Annotated in this window: 12 protein-coding genes; 4 read left to right on the top strand and 8 right to left on the bottom strand. The window is 75.7% G+C overall.

Translation table 11 applies throughout. The annotated features are described in order from the left end of the window. Window positions 1–7 precede the first annotated feature (7 nt). The 3 genes from B446_RS33900 to B446_RS38495 all read left to right on the top strand — a co-directional run bounded on the left by B446_RS33900 (window position 8) and on the right by B446_RS38495 (window position 1,953). Window positions 8–208 (top strand): MbtH family protein, encoded by a 201-nt coding sequence (locus B446_RS33900; RefSeq protein ID WP_020937618.1) that lies wholly within the window; start codon window positions 8–10, stop codon window positions 206–208. Between the two features lie 155 nt (window positions 209–363). Further along, window positions 364–1,605 (top strand): MFS transporter, encoded by a 1,242-nt coding sequence (locus B446_RS33895; protein ID WP_420010335.1) that lies wholly within the window; start codon window positions 364–366, stop codon window positions 1,603–1,605. Between the two features lie 135 nt (window positions 1,606–1,740). Next, window positions 1,741–1,953 (top strand): hypothetical protein, encoded by a 213-nt coding sequence (locus tag B446_RS38495; protein ID WP_020943806.1) that lies wholly within the window; start codon window positions 1,741–1,743, stop codon window positions 1,951–1,953. 137 nt (window positions 1,954–2,090) lie between these two features. Here B446_RS38495 and B446_RS33885 read toward each other — a convergent pair whose 3' ends face one another. After that, on the bottom strand, window positions 2,091–2,618 hold the full coding sequence (locus B446_RS33885) for a hypothetical protein (RefSeq protein ID WP_043474499.1): 528 nt from the start codon (window positions 2,616–2,618) through the stop codon (window positions 2,091–2,093). A gap of 401 nt (window positions 2,619–3,019) precedes the next feature. Beyond that, on the bottom strand, window positions 3,020–4,033 hold the full coding sequence (locus B446_RS33880; protein ID WP_020943805.1) for a helix-turn-helix transcriptional regulator: 1,014 nt from the start codon (window positions 4,031–4,033) through the stop codon (window positions 3,020–3,022). A 275-nt stretch (window positions 4,034–4,308) separates the two neighbouring features. Here B446_RS33880 and B446_RS33875 point away from each other — a divergent pair, with 275 nt between their 5' ends. Beyond that, entirely contained in the window at window positions 4,309–4,533 is a 225-nt protein-coding gene (locus B446_RS33875; protein ID WP_020937623.1) for a response regulator transcription factor, read from the top strand. Here B446_RS33875 and B446_RS33870 read toward each other — a convergent pair. The 6 genes from B446_RS33870 to B446_RS33845 form a co-directional block, all read right to left on the bottom strand. Beyond that, a complete protein-coding gene (locus B446_RS33870) occupies window positions 4,527–5,834 on the bottom strand; it encodes an MFS transporter (protein ID WP_020937624.1) in 1,308 nt (435 codons plus the stop codon). The two genes, B446_RS33875 and B446_RS33870, sit on opposite strands and share 7 nt — an antisense overlap. 62 nt (window positions 5,835–5,896) lie before the next feature. Further along, window positions 5,897–7,465, bottom strand: a complete 1,569-nt coding sequence (locus B446_RS33865; RefSeq protein WP_020937625.1) for an amino acid adenylation domain-containing protein — start codon at window positions 7,463–7,465, stop codon at window positions 5,897–5,899. Between the two features lie 37 nt (window positions 7,466–7,502). After that, entirely contained in the window at window positions 7,503–10,799 is a 3,297-nt protein-coding gene (locus B446_RS33860) for a non-ribosomal peptide synthetase (RefSeq protein WP_020937626.1), read from the bottom strand. A gap of 302 nt (window positions 10,800–11,101) precedes the next feature. Next, entirely contained in the window at window positions 11,102–14,323 is a 3,222-nt protein-coding gene (locus B446_RS33855; protein ID WP_020937627.1) for a non-ribosomal peptide synthetase, read from the bottom strand. Next, the gene (locus tag B446_RS33850) at window positions 14,320–16,377 is read right to left on the bottom strand and encodes a condensation domain-containing protein (RefSeq protein WP_020937628.1); all 2,058 of its coding nucleotides are present in this window, start codon (window positions 16,375–16,377) and stop codon (window positions 14,320–14,322) included. The genes B446_RS33855 and B446_RS33850 overlap by 4 nt, the downstream gene beginning before the upstream one ends. After that, a complete protein-coding gene (locus B446_RS33845) occupies window positions 16,370–16,594 on the bottom strand; it encodes an MbtH family protein (RefSeq protein WP_020937629.1) in 225 nt (74 codons plus the stop codon). The genes B446_RS33850 and B446_RS33845 overlap by 8 nt, the downstream gene beginning before the upstream one ends. Between the last annotated feature and the right edge of the window lie 80 nt (window positions 16,595–16,674).

Raw genomic sequence — 16,674 nt, 5'->3', positions numbered from 1 at the left:
AGACACCATGAGCGACGAGACGACCCGTCAGTACCTGGTCGTGGCCAACGACGAGGAGCAGTACTCCCTGTGGGAGGCGGACCGGCCCGTCCCGGCCGGCTGGCACCCGCAGGGCGTGCGCGGCTCCCGTGCGGAGTGCCTGGCCCACATCGAGCGGGTGTGGACCGACATGCGCCCGCTCAGCCTGCGGCTGAGCATGGCCGGCTGACCGACGACCGACGGCACCGTGCCGCCCGGCGCTCCCTCGGATCGGAGCGCCGGGCGGCGTGCGTCTGCCGCGAGGAATGGACCACGATGAACCGACGAATTTCACCGCCTTCCCGGCGCACAGCACCGCTGACGGCCCTCGTGAGCGTCGCCGCCGTGTCGGCGCTGGGAATGGCGGCAACCCTGGTGGCCGTCCCCTGGTTCGTGCTGCACGCCACCGGCAGCGGCACCTGGACCGGGCTGGTCGCGGCGGCCGAAACCGCGGGCCTGCTGTGCTCGGCGGTGCTGGCCGGCCCGGTGGCCGACCGGCTGCCGGCCCGGGCCGTGAGCGCGGGCGCCGACCTGCTCACCGCGTCGGCGCTCGCCCTGATCCCGCTGCTGCACTCCCTGGACGTGCTGGCCCTGCCGGTGCTCGCCGTGCTGGCCTTCGCCGTGGGGGCGGCCCGCGGCCCGGCGGAGACCGCACGACAACTGCTGCTGCCCGACGTCCTGGAGAGGGCCTCGGTCACGGTGGAGGCGGGCACCGGCGCGGTCGAGGCCGCCCGGCGGACCGGCCTGATGGCCGGCGCGCCGCTGGCCGGCCTGCTCATCTCCGCCGTGGGCCCGGTGCGCACGCTGTGCACCGACGTGGGCGCGGCCCTGCTGTGCGGTGCGCTGGTGGTGACGCTGGTGCCGTCCCGGCCGCGTCAGGCCGGCCGGACGGCCCCGGGAGGGGCTGCCGCGTCCTATCTCGCGGACCTGCGGGCGGGTTGGGCGTACCTGGGCGGCGATCGCCCGGTGCGGGCGGTGGCCGCCGTGCTGCTGGTGACGAACGCGCTGGACGGCGCCCTCAACGGGGTGCTCTACCCGGCGTACGGCTCCCGGGTGCTGCACAGCAGCGCGTTGTTCGGGGCCATGGTCACCGCGATCGGGGCGGGTGCCCTGCTGGGAGCGGCCCTGTACGGCCGGCTCGGACGCCGCCTGCCGCGCCGGTCCCTGTTCGTCGGCGCGTTCCTCCTGGTCGGCGCGGTGCGCTGCGGGACGCTCGCCGCCGGACCGCCGCCCTGGGCGCTGCTCTCGCTGCTCGCGCTGACGGGGCTGGGGTCAGGGGTGCTCGGTCCGCTCATGATGTCCGTCGCCTACGAGCGGGTGCCGGAGCAGGTGCGCGGGCGTGTCTTCGGCATGCTCACGGCCTGCGCCCTGGCGGCCACCCCGCTCGGCATGCTGGGGGCCGGCCCGGTGCTGGACGCCTGGGGAGTGACGGCCGCCCTGGTGACGGTCGGTGTGGTGTACCTCGGGGTGACGGTGACGCCTCTGGTGTTTCCCGTGTGGCGGGAGTTGGACATGGTGTCCTCCCCCGAGACGCCGAGCGACGACCGCAATGCCCGGAACAGGGAGGTTTGCCACCCCTCACTTTAGGGCCAGGCAGCTTGATGAGCGGCGGACCGGACCGCTGCGGGGCGGTCGGGGCGGCAGGGTTGGTCCTGCACGACAACGACTGCACGGCCCGGGCAGACCAACCGGGCCGGCCCACCGACCTGCTGGGGGAACAGCATGACGAAGCGACTCGCACCGGCCGTGACCATCGTGGCCGCCGCCTTCACCACCGCCCTGCTGGGGAGCGCGGTGACCGCCTTGTCCGACGGGCCCGCGACCCACGTCACCGCGGGCGACCACCAGGTGGCCATCGTCAAGGTGACGACCGGTGCGGCGATGGGCCTCGGGGAGCGCCCGAAGCCCCCGACGGACACCTCCTGGGGCGGCTGAGAAGACCGGCGTGCGTGCCGACCGGCCGGGTGTCTCACCGGCCGGGCGGCACGCACGCCGGGGCGAACGCACGGAACGAGGCGCCCTCGGGGACGCCTCGTTCCGTGCGTGACGGGCAGGGCCCGGGGCCCTGCCCGTCAGCCTGTTCCGGGTCGCACTGGCTGCTCCGGCCCGTCGGGACACAGGACGACGACCGTCCAGCGGGCCGCGGGGGTGGGCTCGGCGGTGCGGGACCAGCCGTCGGGGACGTAGAGCACCTCACCCGCGCGCAGGCGGTAGCGGAGCGAGGTGTCCCGCCCGTCCTCACCGGTCCCGGCGACGGTCCAGGTGGTCGCGCCCGCGACCTGATGGACCAGCAGGTGCCCGTGCGGGGCGCCGGTGGCCGCCGGGCGGGCCGCGAGACCCGTCGCGGCGGCGACCTGGGCGGCGAGCAGGCCCACGTCCGGGGGTACGGCACGGCCCTCCGCGCCGTCCCCTCCGTCACCGAGGAGCGGATGATCGTGTTCCGGCCACAGAACGCCGGGGGCACGGCTGAAGTGGAGCGCGACGAAGAGGGCCGTCTCCCGCAGGTGGTTCCCGGCCGGGCCGTCGGGCAGACCGGGTGACCGGTCCCCGGAACCACCCTGCGGAAGCCCCGCCACTGGCCCGTCGACCGGCATGTTCATCCTGCGCCCCTCAATCCGTGCACGGCTCAACGGCTGCACCGCGTCCGCCGTGCGCGCCGGGTCGCGCCCGGCGCGACCCCGTCGGGGAAGCATCGTCCATTGCACGCCGTGGATACCAGCCACGGAAACACGTTCCCTGAAACCCGTGACACACGCGGCGTCGCCGCCCGGCACGGGCGCCGGGCCCACGGCACAGGCGCACCGCCCCGGCGGCGGTCTCGGGGGACGTCGGGTCCCGACGGACGCCGGAGCGCGCCCCGTTGCCCGGCCGGCCGGGCAACGGGGCGCGGACGGATGCCGGTCATCCACGGTCCGCGCCCCGCGCGGCGTCCGGCCTCGCCGGCTCCGGGCCGCCGGACCGCCCCGGGCGACCGGCTCGACCGGGGTTCCGTGCGGCGGGTTCAGTCCGTGGTGGCCTGCGCCGCAGGGTCCGCGGGCCGGGAGTCGTCCAGCAGGCCTCGTGCCGCCGCGGCGGCGCCCGCCTGGAAGCGGCTTCCGGCGCCGAGTTCCTCCATGATGTCGGCGATGTGCCGGCGCGCGGTGCGCAGGGACATGCCGAGCCGCCGCGCGATGGCCTCGTCCTTCAGTCCGGCCGCGAGGAGCCGGATGATCGTCTCGTGGATCTCGCGGGCGACCTCCTCCAGCCCCTGCCCGACGGCGTTGGAGAAGGGCGTGGCGCGGTCCCACGTCTGCTCGAAGATGTCGCAGAGATAGGCGACGGTGGCGGGCTCCCGGATCACCACGGCACCCCAACTGCCGTCCGGCACCGGGATGAAGGCGAGTTCGCGGTCGAACGCGATGAGCCGGCCGAAGAGTTCGTGCGCGGTGCGGTACTGCGCGCCGAGCGCGGAGGCGGCGGCGACATAGGCCTGACTGGGGCCGTTGAAGCGGGCGGTGTGGTGGTACAGGCTGCGTATGGAGATGCCCCGACGCAGCATGGCCTCGTCCCGCCGCAGCGCCTCCTGCATCGCCTCGGGCACGCGGCTGCCGCCGCCGGGCTGGCTGGTGAGGACCTCGCGGCGGCAGCGGTCCGAGGCATGGTTCAGCGCACCGCGCACGTCCTCGACGTTCTCCAGGACCTCCAGCGCGTCCCCGACGGAACGGCGCTGGAGGTAGCGGGGCATGAAGCGCCCGAGTTCCTCGCGGATGCCGCTGATCTCCCGCTGGCGTGTGCGGATCTCCTCCTCCAGCGGCGCGGCGAGCCGGGACGCGGCGGTGTCCGGCGCCACCGCGAAGGCCACGGAGTCGTCCTCCGGGCTGCGGTGCAGCAACTGGGCGCCGAGCAGGCGCTCCACGCTGAGCCGGACCTCCTGCGCGGCGCGCCCGGTCCCCCCGGCGACGGCGTCCACCTCGATCGTGCGGTGCTGGAGCACCCAGCTGTAGACGTCGAAATCTACGTCACTGAGATCCGACAACACCTTTGCCCCATTTTGCATACCTTCACCCCGGGTCGCTTTCCTGCCAGGCACCTTGGTGAGGCGCCCTCCCCCTGGCGTCAGCATAAGCAAGCGGAAAGGCTGCTCATGAACAGCTTCGGCGGCGAGTCGGCTCACATGACGCCGCCGTGTACACGTGAAGGAGCAGAGTGAACACCGGACTTTCCTCGAAGGAAACCCTGTCGAGAGCGTTTTCAGCCGTAACAGTTCCCGTCACCCCCCGGAAGCCCTCCCCCACCTCGCCGGAGTCCGCGATGTCCGCGACCGACCCCTCCGCCCTCACGCTCTCGCCCCGCGAGCAGGAGGTCCTGGCCCACCTCGCGCAGGGCTGCACGTACCGCATCATCGCCCGGCGCATGGGACTCAGCCCGCACACGGTCGACACCTATGTGCGCCGGCTGCGCGGCAAGACCGGCTTGGTCAACCGCATCCAGCTGGCGCACCTGGCCTTCCAGTTGGGGTACGGCCCCGGCTACTGAGCCGGGGCAGCGTCGAAGTCCCGCATCCGCCGCAGGGGTGAACACAGCAGGACGAGCGGGGTGGCCGCCAGTCCGGCCGTCAGGATCCACAACGCCGTGCGCACTCCCGCCAGTTCGCCGAGGGCACCGGCCAGCAGGCCGCTCAAGGGCAGCACTCCCCACACCAGGAACCTCATGGTGGCGGTCATCCGGCCGAGCAGGTGCGGCGGGCAGACGGTCTGCCGGTAGGCGACCTGGCAGATGTTGTACGTGGTCACCCCCGCCGACTGCACCAGGACGCCCATGACGAACAGGCCCACCCGCCAGCCCGGTCCGGCCAGCGGCAGCAGCAGACCGAAGGGCATGGTGACCAGCAGGGACAGCCAGGTCAGCCGGGCCGCGCCCACCCTCATGGAGAGCCGGCGCGTGACGAGCGCGGCGAGGACCGAGCCGAGCGAGGCCGTGGTGAGGATCCAGCCGACCGCCGCGGGCGGCAGGCCCACGGTGCGGGTCAGGAAGAGCGTCTCCAGGGCGAAGACGCCGCTGAGGCAGAGGTTGACCGAGGCCGTACCGAGCGCGATGACCCGCAGCACGCGGTGGTGCAGGACGTGCTGCAGCCCCTCCTTGATCTCCTGCCACAGGCCGCCGTGCCCGGACGGCCGCGGGGCGGGCCGTTCCTCCCGTGCCTCGATCCGGCCCAGCAGGGCCACGGAGGTGAGGGAGGTGACGGCCTGCCCGACCAGGGTGCCGGCCGGGCCGAGGAGCTGCACGAAGAAGCCCGCCACCCCGGGGCCCGCCACCTCCGCACCCGACCGGACGCTCTCCAGACGGGAGTTGCCCTGGATCAGCCGGGACTGGCCGACCAGCGTGGGCAGATAACTCTGGTCGGCCACGTCGCCGAACAGCCGCGCGCAGCCGAGCAGCAGGGCGACGGTGTACAGCAGCGGCATGGAGTCGGCGTCCAGCAGCCAGGCCACCGGCACGACCGTGAGCAGCACGGCCCGCGCCAGATCGGCGGCGATCATGACATCGCGGCGGCGCATCCGGTCGACCCAGGCGCCGGCGGGCAGCCCGAGCAGCAGGAACGCCGCGTTCTCGGCGGCGGCGAGCACACCGGCCTCCCAGGCGGAAGCGTGCAGGGTGAGCACGGCCGTCAGGGGCAGCGCCACGTACGTGATGCTGCTGCCGAGTTCGTTGCACACGTGCGAGGCCATGAAGCGGCGGAAGTCGCGCCGCTGCCGCGCGGAGGGTTCGGCACCCTCCGGCGGGGCGGCGATGTCCGCGCCGGCGGCGGGATCGGGGGCGGTGGTGGGCTGGGACACGGGATTCCTTGTCTGGTGGGTGGGCGCGGGCCCGGCGGGACGGACCCGCCCGGGTCGGTGGTTCAGGCGGGTTCGGCGAGCGGCGGTCGTGCGGCGGCCGCCCGCGGCGCGAACGGGTCCGGCAGGCCGCGCACGTCGAGCTTGCCACCCGGGGTGCGCGGCAGACGGGGCAGGACGCACGCCCGGGCCGGGACGAGGTGGCCCGGCACCCGCGCGGCCAGGTCCCGGCGCAACACACCACCGTCCAGGGCCCGTCCGGGGACGGCGGCGACGTAGACCACCACCTGCGGTTCGCCCTGGTGCGGCACGGCGCGGGCGACGACGTCCACCACGTCCGGGTGGGCGGCGACGGCCGCCTCGACCTCCTTGAGCTCCACCCGGTGCCCGCGGATCTTGACCTGGTCGTCGGTGCGGCCCAGGAAGCGCAGGGTGCCGTCGGGCGCCCGCCGTACCCGGTCCCCCGTGCGGTACATGCGCTCCCCCGGTGCGGCGAACGGGTCGGCGACGAACCGCTCGGCGGTCAGGGCGGCCCGGTCGTGGTAGCCGCGTGCCAGGCAGTGCCCGGCGAGGTACAGCTCGCCCGCCGCGTCGTCCGCGGTGGGCTCCAGCGCCTCGTCCAGGACGTAGGCCCGTACGCCGTCGAGCGGCACCCCGAGCGGGATGACCTCGTCGGGGGTGCCGGCCGACGGACCCGGGTGCGTGGCATGGCAGGTGGCCGTGATCGTCGACTCGGTGAGGCCGTAGGCGCTGGTCACGTCCGGCCCGCCGGCCGCGTACCAGCGGACGAGGTCCGCGGTGCGGCCCGCGTCGCTGCCGATCACGACGTGGCGCAGGGCGGGCGGCAGCGGCCGGGGGCGGCGTTCGACGTCCTTGGCCCACTGGGCCCAGTAGGGGGTGGGCAGGTTGACGACGGTGACCTGGCGCCGGGCCAGGAAGGGTTCCAGTTCGGCGGGCGAGGCCAGGTTGTCGTCGACGAACACGGCCGTTCCGCCCGTGCACCAGGTCGGCAGTGCCTCCTCCAGCGACACGTCGAAGGCGGGTGCGGCGAACTGGAGCACGCGGTCCGCCGCGGTCAGGCCGTAGCGCTCGGCGAGTACGGCGGTCTGCCGGGCCAGGCCGGCGTGGCCGACGGCGACCGGTTTGGGCCTGCCGGTCGAGCCGGAGGTGAACAGGACGTAGGCCAGCGAGCCCGGTGCGACGGCGGCCGGGTCCGCGGCGGCGTACGGGGCCTCGCCCCGGGTACCGGCCCAGAACAGCTCCTCGCCGCACCGGCGGCGCAGCGCGGCCGCGGCCACGTGCCCGGTGACGACCGCGTACCGGGTGCGGGCGGCGGCCAGCAGTGCGCGCAGCCGCTCGTCCGGGGCCGCCGGATCGACGAGCAGCGGCGCGGCACCGGCGTACCAGATGCCCAGGACGGCCACCGCCCAGTCGGCGCCCCGGCCCACTGCGACGAGCACGGTGTCCTCCGGGCCCGCGCCGGCCGCGCGCAGTTCCCCGGCCACGGCACGGGCCCTGCGGTCGAACGTGCGGTAGGTCAGCTCGCCCTCGGGGGCGCTCACGGCCGTGGCGTCGGGTGTCCGGGCCGCCTGCCGTGCGATGCGCAGGGGAACCGGGATGTCGTCGGGGTGCACAGGGGTCTGCCTCCAGGTGGGTGGGGCCGGGCGGGGATCAGCCACGGGCACGCGGGCGCAGGGCCGGGCGGGCCGGGGCGGGTGCTGTCGCCAGCCGGGCCGCGATGCCGGCCGGGGTGGGGGTCTCGAAGAGGTCGCGGATGGTGAGCCGGGCGCCCAGTTCGCTGCGCAGCCGCCCGGCCAGCCGGGTGGCGAGGAGGGAGTGCCCGCCGTGCGCGAAGAAGTCGTCGTCGGGTCCGGCTCCGGCGAGGCCGAGGACCGCGGCGAAGAGGGCGCAGACCGCTTCCTCGGTGGCGTTCGCCGGCGGACGCCCCGCCGTGCGGGTGAGGTCCGCGGGGTCGGGCAGGGCCCTGCGGTCGATCTTACCGTTGGTGGTCAGCGGCAGGGCGGGCAGCGCGAACAGCAGCGAGGGCACCATGTAGGCCGGCAGGCTCCGGGTGAGCGCGGCGCGGATGTCGTCGGTGTCCGCCTCGCCGGTGAACCAGCCGACGAGCCGCTGCTGCCCGGCGCCGTCGCGGTCCACGGTCACCACCGCGTCCCCGACGTCCGGCACGGCCCGCAGCGCGGTCTCCACCTCGCCGAGTTCGATGCGGTTGCCGCGGATCTTGACCTGGTGGTCCTGGCGTCCGAGGAAGTCCAGCTGGCCGTCGGCGCGCAGCCGGGCCAGATCGCCGGTGCGGTACATCCGGGCGCCGGGTTCGCCGGCGAACGGGTCGGGGACGTAGCGCTCGCTGCTGCGACGGGGCTCGTTGAGGTAGCCCGGCCCCACACCGGTGCCGGCGATGAAGAGTTCGCCGGGCACGCCGGGCGGCACGGGTGCCAGCGACGGGTCGAGGATGTAGAGCCGGTTGTTGCGCAGCGGCCGGCCGACCGGCAGGCGGCCCTGCTCCAGCAGCCCGTCCACCTCCCGGCCGATGAACGCGTGCGTGTTGTCGTCCGAGCACTCGGTCAGCCCGTAGGCGTTGACGATCGCCGCGCCGGGGTGGCGGTCGTACCAGCGGGTGCACAGGTCCGGCGGCAGCACCTCGCCGTTGACGACGAACCAGCGCAGCGCGGGGAGCGCGGGCTGCGGCACGCCGGAGTCCCACAGGTCGAGGGCGGCGCGCACGAAGGAGGGGACGGTCTCCATGACGGTGATGCCGTGCCGGGCGACGGTCGCGAACAGTGCGTCGGGGTCGCGGGCGGTGTCGCGGGAGACCAGGTGGACGCGGCCGCCGGTGATCAGCGGGGCGAGCATCTGCCACACGGAGATGTCGAAGGTGAGCGGCGCGTTCATCACCACGCCGTCCTCGGCGGTGAGCCGCAGGTCGTCGAGCTTGGCGAGCAGGTGGTTGTTCATGCCGCGCCGGTGCACCATGGCGCCCTTGGGGCGGCCGGTGGATCCGGAGGTGAAGCACACGTAGGCCAGGGCGTCGCGTCCGCCGCCGTCCCGGGACGGCTGCCCGGACGGACGGCCCGCGCCGTCGTCCAGGTCCAGCACGCGCACGGGGTGTGCGGCGGCCGCGGCGATCTCCTCGGCGCGCGCCCGCTGTTCGGGTGCCGTCAGGAGCCACGGCACCGCCCCGGCGGTGAGCAGCCCGGCGGTGCGTACGACCGGGCCGTCCGGGTCGAGCGGCACGTAGGCAGCCCCGGCGCCCAGGACGGCGAGGAGCGCGACCGGTGTGCGGGCCGTCGGTTCGCCGAGGACGGCGACGAGGGCGCCGTCCTCCACTCCTTCCGCCCGCAGCCGCCCGGCCAGGGCGTCGGCCCGGACGACGAGTTCGGCGTACGACAGTTCACGGCCCGACTCGTCGGTGACCGCGACGGCGTTCGGCCGCAGGTGCGCCTGGCGCCGCACGCGGTCCGTCACTTCGGCGTAGTCCTCGTCGCGGCCGGTGTCGTTGAACTCCACCAGCACGCGCTGCCGTTCGGCTGGCGAGAGCAGGTCCACGGCTCCCGCCGGGCGGGCCGGGTCGTCGGCCACGGCCTGAAGGAGGCGGACGAGACGGTCGAGCAGGGCCTGTGCGTCGGCGGCCGTGAAGGCGTCCGGGCGGTAGTCGATCTGCAGGCGCAGCCGGTCGCCGGGGATCGCGGTCAGGGTGAGCGGGTAGTGGGCCGCGTCGTGCGGGTCCACGGCGACGACCCGCAGGTCGCCCGTGGACAGCGCGGCGAGACCGGCGGCGTCCACGGGGTAGTTCTGGAAGGCCACGCAGGAGTCGAACAGTTCACCGGTCCCGGCGGTGCGCTGGATCTCGGTGAGCCCGAGGTGGTGGTGCTCGATCAGCCGGGCCTGCTCGTCCTGGAGCCGGGTGAACAGACCGGCCAGGGGCTCGGTGCGGTCGACGCGGACCCGCACCGGCACGGTGTTGATGCACAGGCCCACGATGTCGGCGACGCCCGCCAGTTCGGCCGGGCGCCCGCTGACGACGGCGCCGAAGACGACGTCGTCGGAGCGCAGCCGGTTGGCGAGCAGCAGCGCCCACGAGCCCTGCAGCAGGGTGCTCGGGGTGATGCGGTGGGCGCGGGCGAAGGCGGTCAGCCGGTCGGTGAGGACGGTGGTGAGGACGGTCTCGACGCGGTGAGGCAGCAGCGCGGAGGGGCCGGAGACCGGCGCTGTGCGGCTGCCGCCGGCCAGCCCCTCCAGGGCCCGGCCCCAGGCGTCGCGGGCCGCGTCCGTGTCACGGTCGCCGAGCCAGCCCAGGAACGACGCGTACGGGGTGACCGGGGGCAGTTCGGCGCCGTCGGGTCCGGCGTCGTGCAGGGCGAGCAGCTCGCGCACGAGCACGGGCCAGGACCAGCCGTCCAGCACGATGTGGTGGTACGTCAACAGCAGCCGGTGGCTGAGCGGTCCGGTGCGCAGCAGGGTGAGGCGGAGCAGCGGCGGCCGCGTCAGGTCGAAACGCCGGGACCGGTCCTCGGCGAGCAGCGTCGCCACGGCGTCGGCCTGACCCTGCGCGTCGAGCGAGGACAGGTCTCGCTCCTCCCACGGCACCGGCGCCTCGCGCCGCACGACCTGTGCGGGCTCGCCGGAGGCGCGGCGCAGGAACCCGGCGCGCAGGGCGGCGTGGCGGGCCAGCACGGCGTCGGCGGCCGCGCGCAGCCGCCCGGCGTCCAGCGGGCCGGACAGGTCGAGCAGGAGCTGCGCCACGTAGACGTCCCGCTCGCGCTCGTCGAAGAGCGCGTGGAAGAGGATGCCCTCCTGCAGGGGCGAGAGCGGCAGCACGTCCTCGACCTTGGGCGCGGCCCCCGCCCCGGTGACCGCCGGCGAGGCTTGCGCGGGGGCCGTGGAGGGGACGGAACGGACGGGCTGCGCGGCGGCGGGCTCGGGCGACGCGGCGGACGGGGTACGGCTCACGGTGGTTCCCTGGGGTCGGTGGGTGCGGGACGGTAGGGGGAGGCAGGGGACGGGGGCGTGCCCGGCGCGTGCCGGGGCTCGGCTCGGCGGGGCTCTCGCGGGCCCGTTCCGGCGCGGTGCGGTGCGGTGCGGATGCTCGGGTGGTGAGCGAGTGCCGGTCGGGCGGCGGGTGGTGGGCCGTCCCGTGTGGGCCGGCGGGTGACGGCCGCCTCGGCCGGTGACCGGACTGTCCTGGGCCGGTGGCCGGACCGCGGCTGCACGGTGGTTCGGTGGTTCGGTGGTTCGGTGGTTCGGTGGTTCGGTCAGACGCGGCCTGCGTGGCCTGCGCGGCGGGCGCGGCGCACGACCGGGGGCTCGTCGTCGGGGGTGGCCACGGCGGCGGTCCTCGCGGCCTCCGCGAGCCGGGCGACCGTGGGCCCCGCGAAGAAGGCCCGGACGGTGACGGCGGCACCGAGGAGGGACCGCACCTGCGCGAGGAGGCGGGTCGCGAGCAGGGAGTGCCCGCCGAGGGCGAAGAAGTCGTCGTGGACGCCGACGTGTTCCACACCGAGCAGCCGCTCCCACAACCCGGCGAGCGCGCGTTCGGTGTCGTCGCGCGGCGCCTGGTAGGGCCGTTCCCCGGCGGCGGGGCCGGGCGCGGGCAGCGCGGCCAGGTCGGTCTTGCCGTTGGGGGTCACCGGGAACCGGTCGAGCACCGTGATCGTCAAGGGGACCATCCAGTCCGGCAGTTCGCCCCGCAGGTGGGCGCGCAGCGCGACCGGGTCGGGACACCTGCCCTCGGCGGCCACCACGTACCCGGCGAGCGACGGACCGGCGGCGCCCGGCACGACGGTGACCGCGGCCCGGCCCACGTCCGGGTGGCCCGCCAGGGCGTTCTCGATCTCGCCCGGCTCGATGCGCAGCCCGCGGATCTTGATCTGGCGGTCGGCGCGCCCCAGGTACTCGACCTGGCCGTCCCGCGTCCAGCGGGCCAGGTCGCCGGTGCGGTACATCCGTGTGCCCGGCGGTCCCGACGGGCAGGCCGTGAAGCGTTCCGCGGTGAGTCCGGGGCGTCCCAGGTAGCCGCGGGCCAGTCCGGCACCCGCGATGTACAGCTCGCCGGTGACACCGGGCGGGACGGGAGCGAGACGGTCGTCGAGGACGTGCAGCCGGGTGCCGTCCAGGGGGCGTCCGATCGGCACCTGGCCGGCCGGGATGTCGTCCCCGGGGCCCAGCGGGAACAGCGCGGCGAACGTGGTGGTCTCCGTCGGCCCGTAGGCGTTGGTCACGATGGTGTCCGGGCAGTGCGCGCGGACCCGGCGTACGGCGGCCGGGGAGGCGGCCTCACCACCGGTCATCACCTCGCGCAGGGTGCCCAGCAGCTGCGGGCAGCGGTCGGCCAGTTCGTTGAAGAGGGTGGCCGTCAGGAAGGTCCCGGTGACCCGCTGGTCGCCGATGAGCCGGGCGATGCCGTCGACGTCCAGGTCGCCGGGCGGAGCCACCACCACGAGGCCGCCGGTGAGCAGTGGCACCCACAGCTCGTAGGTGGAGGCGTCGAAGGCGTGCGGGGAGCGGAACAGGACCCGGTCGTGGGCGCCGCCGCGCCAGCGCCGGTCCAGGGCCAGGGCGACGATGTCGCGGTGGGCCACGGCGACGCCCTTGGGCGTGCCGGTGGAGCCCGAGGTGTACATCACGTAGGCGAGGTCGTCGGGGCGCCCGGTGACCGGGACCGCCCCGGCCGTGTCGTCGTCGCGGCCGTCCGGGGAGGGACGGCCGGCGGCCTCGTCCTCGCCGGGTCGCAGGACGTGCCCGACGCCGAGGCCGTCGGTGTCGGTGCCCGGGTCGGTGAGGAGGACCGACGCCCCCGCCGCGGACACGACCGCCGCGGAACGGGCGCGCGGTGCGCGGGCGTCGAGCGGCAGGTACGCCGCCCCGGCCTTCAGCACGCCGAGACAGCCGGCGATCAGGTCGGTCGACCGCTCCATGAGGAGGGCGACGGTGTCGCCGGGTCGCACCCCCGCGTCCGCGAGGGCCGCCGCCACCCGCTCGGCGAGGGCGTCGAGTTCGCCGTAGCCCGTCTCCCGGTCGCCGCAGACGACGGCGGTGCGCTCGGGGTGGGCCGCGGCCCGCCGCGCGAACAGGGCGTGCACGGTGGTGTCGTGGGCCACGGCCGGCGCGCCCTGCCAGCCCTCGGTGACGGCGGCGCGCTCACCGGGGGTCAGCAGGTCGTGCTCGGCGACCGGAGCGGTGGGGTCGCCGGCGACGGCGTCGAGGAGGCGGACCAGCCGGTCCAGGAGCAGTCGGGCGGTGCCGGCGTCGAACAGGTCGGTGGCGTATTCGAGGATGAGCCCGATGCCCGCGGGCCGGTCGTCCGCGTCGAGGCGCTCGTCGACCTCGAGGGTCAGGTCGAACTTGGCCGTGGCGGTGCGCACGGCCTCCGTCCGTGTCCGCAGGCCCGGCAGGACGGGCGCGCCGCCGGTGTCCCGACGGCCGGCGACCGCGATCTGGAACAGGGGGTGGCGGCCGGGTGTCCGGGGCGGGTTGAGCCGGTCCACGAGGGCGTCGAACGGCACGTCCCGGTGGGCGTGGGCGTCCAGGGCGGCGTCGCGGACCCGGTCGAGCAGCTCGGTGAACGCGGGGCCGCCCGAGGTGTCGGCCCGGACCACGACGGTGTCGACGAAGAGGCCCACGAGGTGTTCAAGCGCCTCGTCGTCGCGGCCGTCGACCGGGCAGCCGAGGGCGAGGTCCGTGCCCGCGCCGAGGCGGGTGAGCAGGGCGGCGAACGCGGCCTGGACGGTCATGAAGACGGTGGCACGGCGGTCGCGGGCGAGGCCGGCGAGGCGGGCGTGGGTGCGGGCGCCGGTCGCGGCGGTGACGACGGCGCCACGGTGGGAGGCCACGGCGGGACGGGGCCGGTCGGTGGGGAGGGTGTGCTCCTCGGGCAGCCCGGCCAGGGCACGGGCACGGTGGTCGAGCTGCCGGGTGTGCTCGGAGTCCGGGTCGGCGGGGTCGCCGAGGACCTCGTGCCGCCACAGGGCGTAGTCCGGGTACTGGACGGGCAGGTCGGGCCAGTCCGGTTCCCGGCCGAGGAGCCGGGCGGTGTAGGCGGCGGACAGGTCGTGCAGGAGGACGTCGAGGGAGGCGCCGTCGCCCGCGATGTGGTGCAGGACCAGCAGCAGGTAGTGGTCTTCGTCGCCGTCGGTGAACAGGTGGGCGCGCAGCGGGAGTCGGGTCGCCAGGTCGAAGGAGGGCACGGCGGCCTCCCGCGCGCGGCGGGGGTGCTCGTCGGCGGGGGCGGCGGTGACCGTCAGGTCCGGGGCGGTGCCGGGGTCGAGGACGTGCTGCCGGGGGACGCCGTCGTCGTGCGGGAAGACGGTGCGCAGCGCTTCGTGCCGGGCGGTCACGTCCGTGAGGGCGATGGTGAGGGCGGCGCGGTCGAGGGCGCCGTGCAGACGCAGCCCGACCGGGATGTTGTACTGGCCGCCGGGGTCGCCGTCGCGGCTGAGGAACCACAGGCGGCGCTGGGCGTGGGACAGCGGGATCACAGCAGTTCTCCGAACTGGGCTTCGAAGGCGTCGAGGTCGGCCTGGCCGAGGCCGGGCAGGGACACGTCGGACGGGGTGAGCCCGACGGCGCCGGGCAGCTCCGCGTACGCCACGAGGGCGCGCAGCACGGCGAACCACTCGTGGGCCAGGGCGTGGGCGCGGTCGTCGGGGCAGGCGTTGCCCGCCCAGGTCCAGGTGGCGCTGAGGGCGGTGCCGCCGGGGCCGTCGTGGGCGGCGGCGTTCACCTCCACCGCGTGGGCCATCGCCAGGCCGTCGTCGGACTCGTCGAGGGCGACGTCGTGTCCGGGCGCGGCGGACCAGTCGGCGCTGTCGCCCATCGGGAAGCGGCCGAGGTAGTTGAACCCGATCTCGGGGACGCCGAGGGCCGCGAGGGCGGGGCGGGTACGGCTGTTGCCGTGGCGCAGCAGGCCGTGGCCGATGCCGTGGTCGGGGACGGCCCGCAAGGTTTCCTTGACCATGCGCAGCACCGCCCCGGCGGCGGGCCCGTCCGTGCGGACGTCGTCCAGGTCGGGCCGGCCGAGGTCGAAGCGGACAGGGTGGACGGTGGTGAACCAGCCGACGGTGCGCGACAGGTCGGGGGCGCCGGCGATGTCCTGGCGGCCGTGGCCCTCGACATCGACCAGCACGGTGCCGCCGTCCGCCGGGCCCGTGACCGGGCGCCGCCAGGCGAGGACCGCGAGGGCCAGCCCGGTGAGCAGGACGTCGTTGACGGTGCCGTTGACGATGCCGGGCACCGCGGTGAGCAGGGGCTCGGCCACCTCCGGGGGCAGGGTGAGGGTGAGCCGGCGGTCCGCGCTCTCCGGGTCGAGGCGGTCCAGCGGGCAGATGCCGCCGAGGGGTTCGGGGGCGGGGCGCAGGGTCTCGGCCCACCGTGTCGCCTCCGCCATCCGGCGGCCGGAGGTGGCGTCGGCGGCGATCAGGTCGGCCCAGTGGGCGAACGGCGTGGGCGCGGGTTCGAGGACGGGGTCCTGCCCCGCGGCGAGCCGTTCCCAGCAGGTACGCAGGTCGTCCTGGAGGATGCGCCAGGACACGCCGTCGACCACGAGGTGGTGGACGACCAGCGCCAGCCGGCCCTGCCGGAGCGGGCCCCGGTCGACGAGGACGGCGCGCACCATGACGCCGTCCGCCGGGGACAGCGAGTGCCGGGCGGCCGCGATCCGTCCGGCGGTGAGGGCCGGCAGCTCGGTGTCGGTGGCGTCGGGCGCGTGGACGTGCTCGACGAGGGTGTGCGCGTCGATCCCGCCCGGCGGCGGCACGAAGCACTCCGCGGCAGCGGCGCCCGCCCCGCCGGGCACGGTGAGCCGCAGCATGTCGTGCGTGTCGAGGAGGCTCTGCACGACGCGGACGGCGTGCTCGGCGCGGAATGCCGCGGGTGTGCGGACGACGAGCGACTGGTGGTAGGTGTCGACGGGGCCGTCGAGTTCGCCGAGCCAGGCCATGATCGGGGTCGCGGCCACGGGCCCGGTGCGCCGCGGTGGTTCCGCCGGGCCCTCGCCCGCGCCGGGGCCGTCCGTCGAGCGGGCGGTGGTGGCGAGCGCGGCGAGGCTGTCGCTGCGCAGGACGTCTCGGGTGGTGAGCAGCAGCCCGGCGGCCCGGGCGCGGCTGACGACCTGGATGGCCTGGATGCTGTCGCCACCGAGTTCGGTGAACCCCTGCCCGGCCCCGACGGCGTCGGCGGCCAGCCCCAGCACCTGGGCGACCAGCCGCCGCAGGGCGTCCACGGAGCCGCACGCGGCCCCGGACGAGCCGCCGTCGTGCGGTGCGGACGCCTCGGGCGCGGCTGCCCCTTGGCGCTCCGGCCCGGACGCCTCGTCGTGCTCCGGCGCGGACGCCGCCCCGGACATCCAGTCGCCGCCCGGCATGCTCGCCCCGTCGCCGCCGTTCCGGGCGGCACGTGTGTCCTGCCCGGCAGGTGGCGCGGTGTCGTCCGGGAGGGCCTCGGCCCCGGCCGAGGCCCGGCCCGCCAGGGCCGTCCCGGCCGCCGGTACGTCAGGTGCGCCGGGGCCGGGCAGCGGACGTACGGGCTCAGCCACGGGCCGTGTCCCCGGCGAGGGCCGCGACCAGGGAAGCGGGCCGCATGTCGGTCCAGTTCCGCTCGACGAAGTCGAGGCAGTCCTGGCGGCCGTCCGGGCCGTGGACCGTGGTCCAGCCGGCGGGCACGGGCAGGTCGGCGGGCCACAGCGAGTGCTGGAGCTCGTCGTTGCGGACGACCAGGTAGACGGCGTCGTCGTTCTCGAAGGGGTTGCTCATGAGGGTTCTCCTGGATGGGTGGGAGGGGAGCGCCGGACGGGTCCGCACGGCGCACGAGAGGGGTCGGGGCGGGCGGGGAG

It is taken from the genome of Streptomyces collinus Tu 365, from assembly GCF_000444875.1.
In the GTDB taxonomy this organism is placed as follows: Bacteria; Actinomycetota; Actinomycetes; order Streptomycetales; family Streptomycetaceae; genus Streptomyces; species Streptomyces collinus_A.
This window is presented reverse-complemented; position numbering and strand designations above follow the sequence as displayed.

Coding starts and splice junctions, on each gene's coding strand:
- B446_RS33900 (WP_020937618.1), top strand. CDS start 8: ATGAGCGACGAGACGACCCGTCAGTACCTGGTCGTGGCCAACGACGAG.
- B446_RS33875 (WP_020937623.1), top strand. CDS start 4,309: ATGTCCGCGACCGACCCCTCCGCCCTCACGCTCTCGCCCCGCGAGCAG.
- B446_RS33885 (WP_043474499.1), bottom strand. CDS start 2,618: ATGAACATGCCGGTCGACGGGCCAGTGGCGGGGCTTCCGCAGGGTGGT.
- B446_RS38495 (WP_020943806.1), top strand. CDS start 1,741: ATGACGAAGCGACTCGCACCGGCCGTGACCATCGTGGCCGCCGCCTTC.
- B446_RS33845 (WP_020937629.1), bottom strand. CDS start 16,594: ATGAGCAACCCCTTCGAGAACGACGACGCCGTCTACCTGGTCGTCCGC.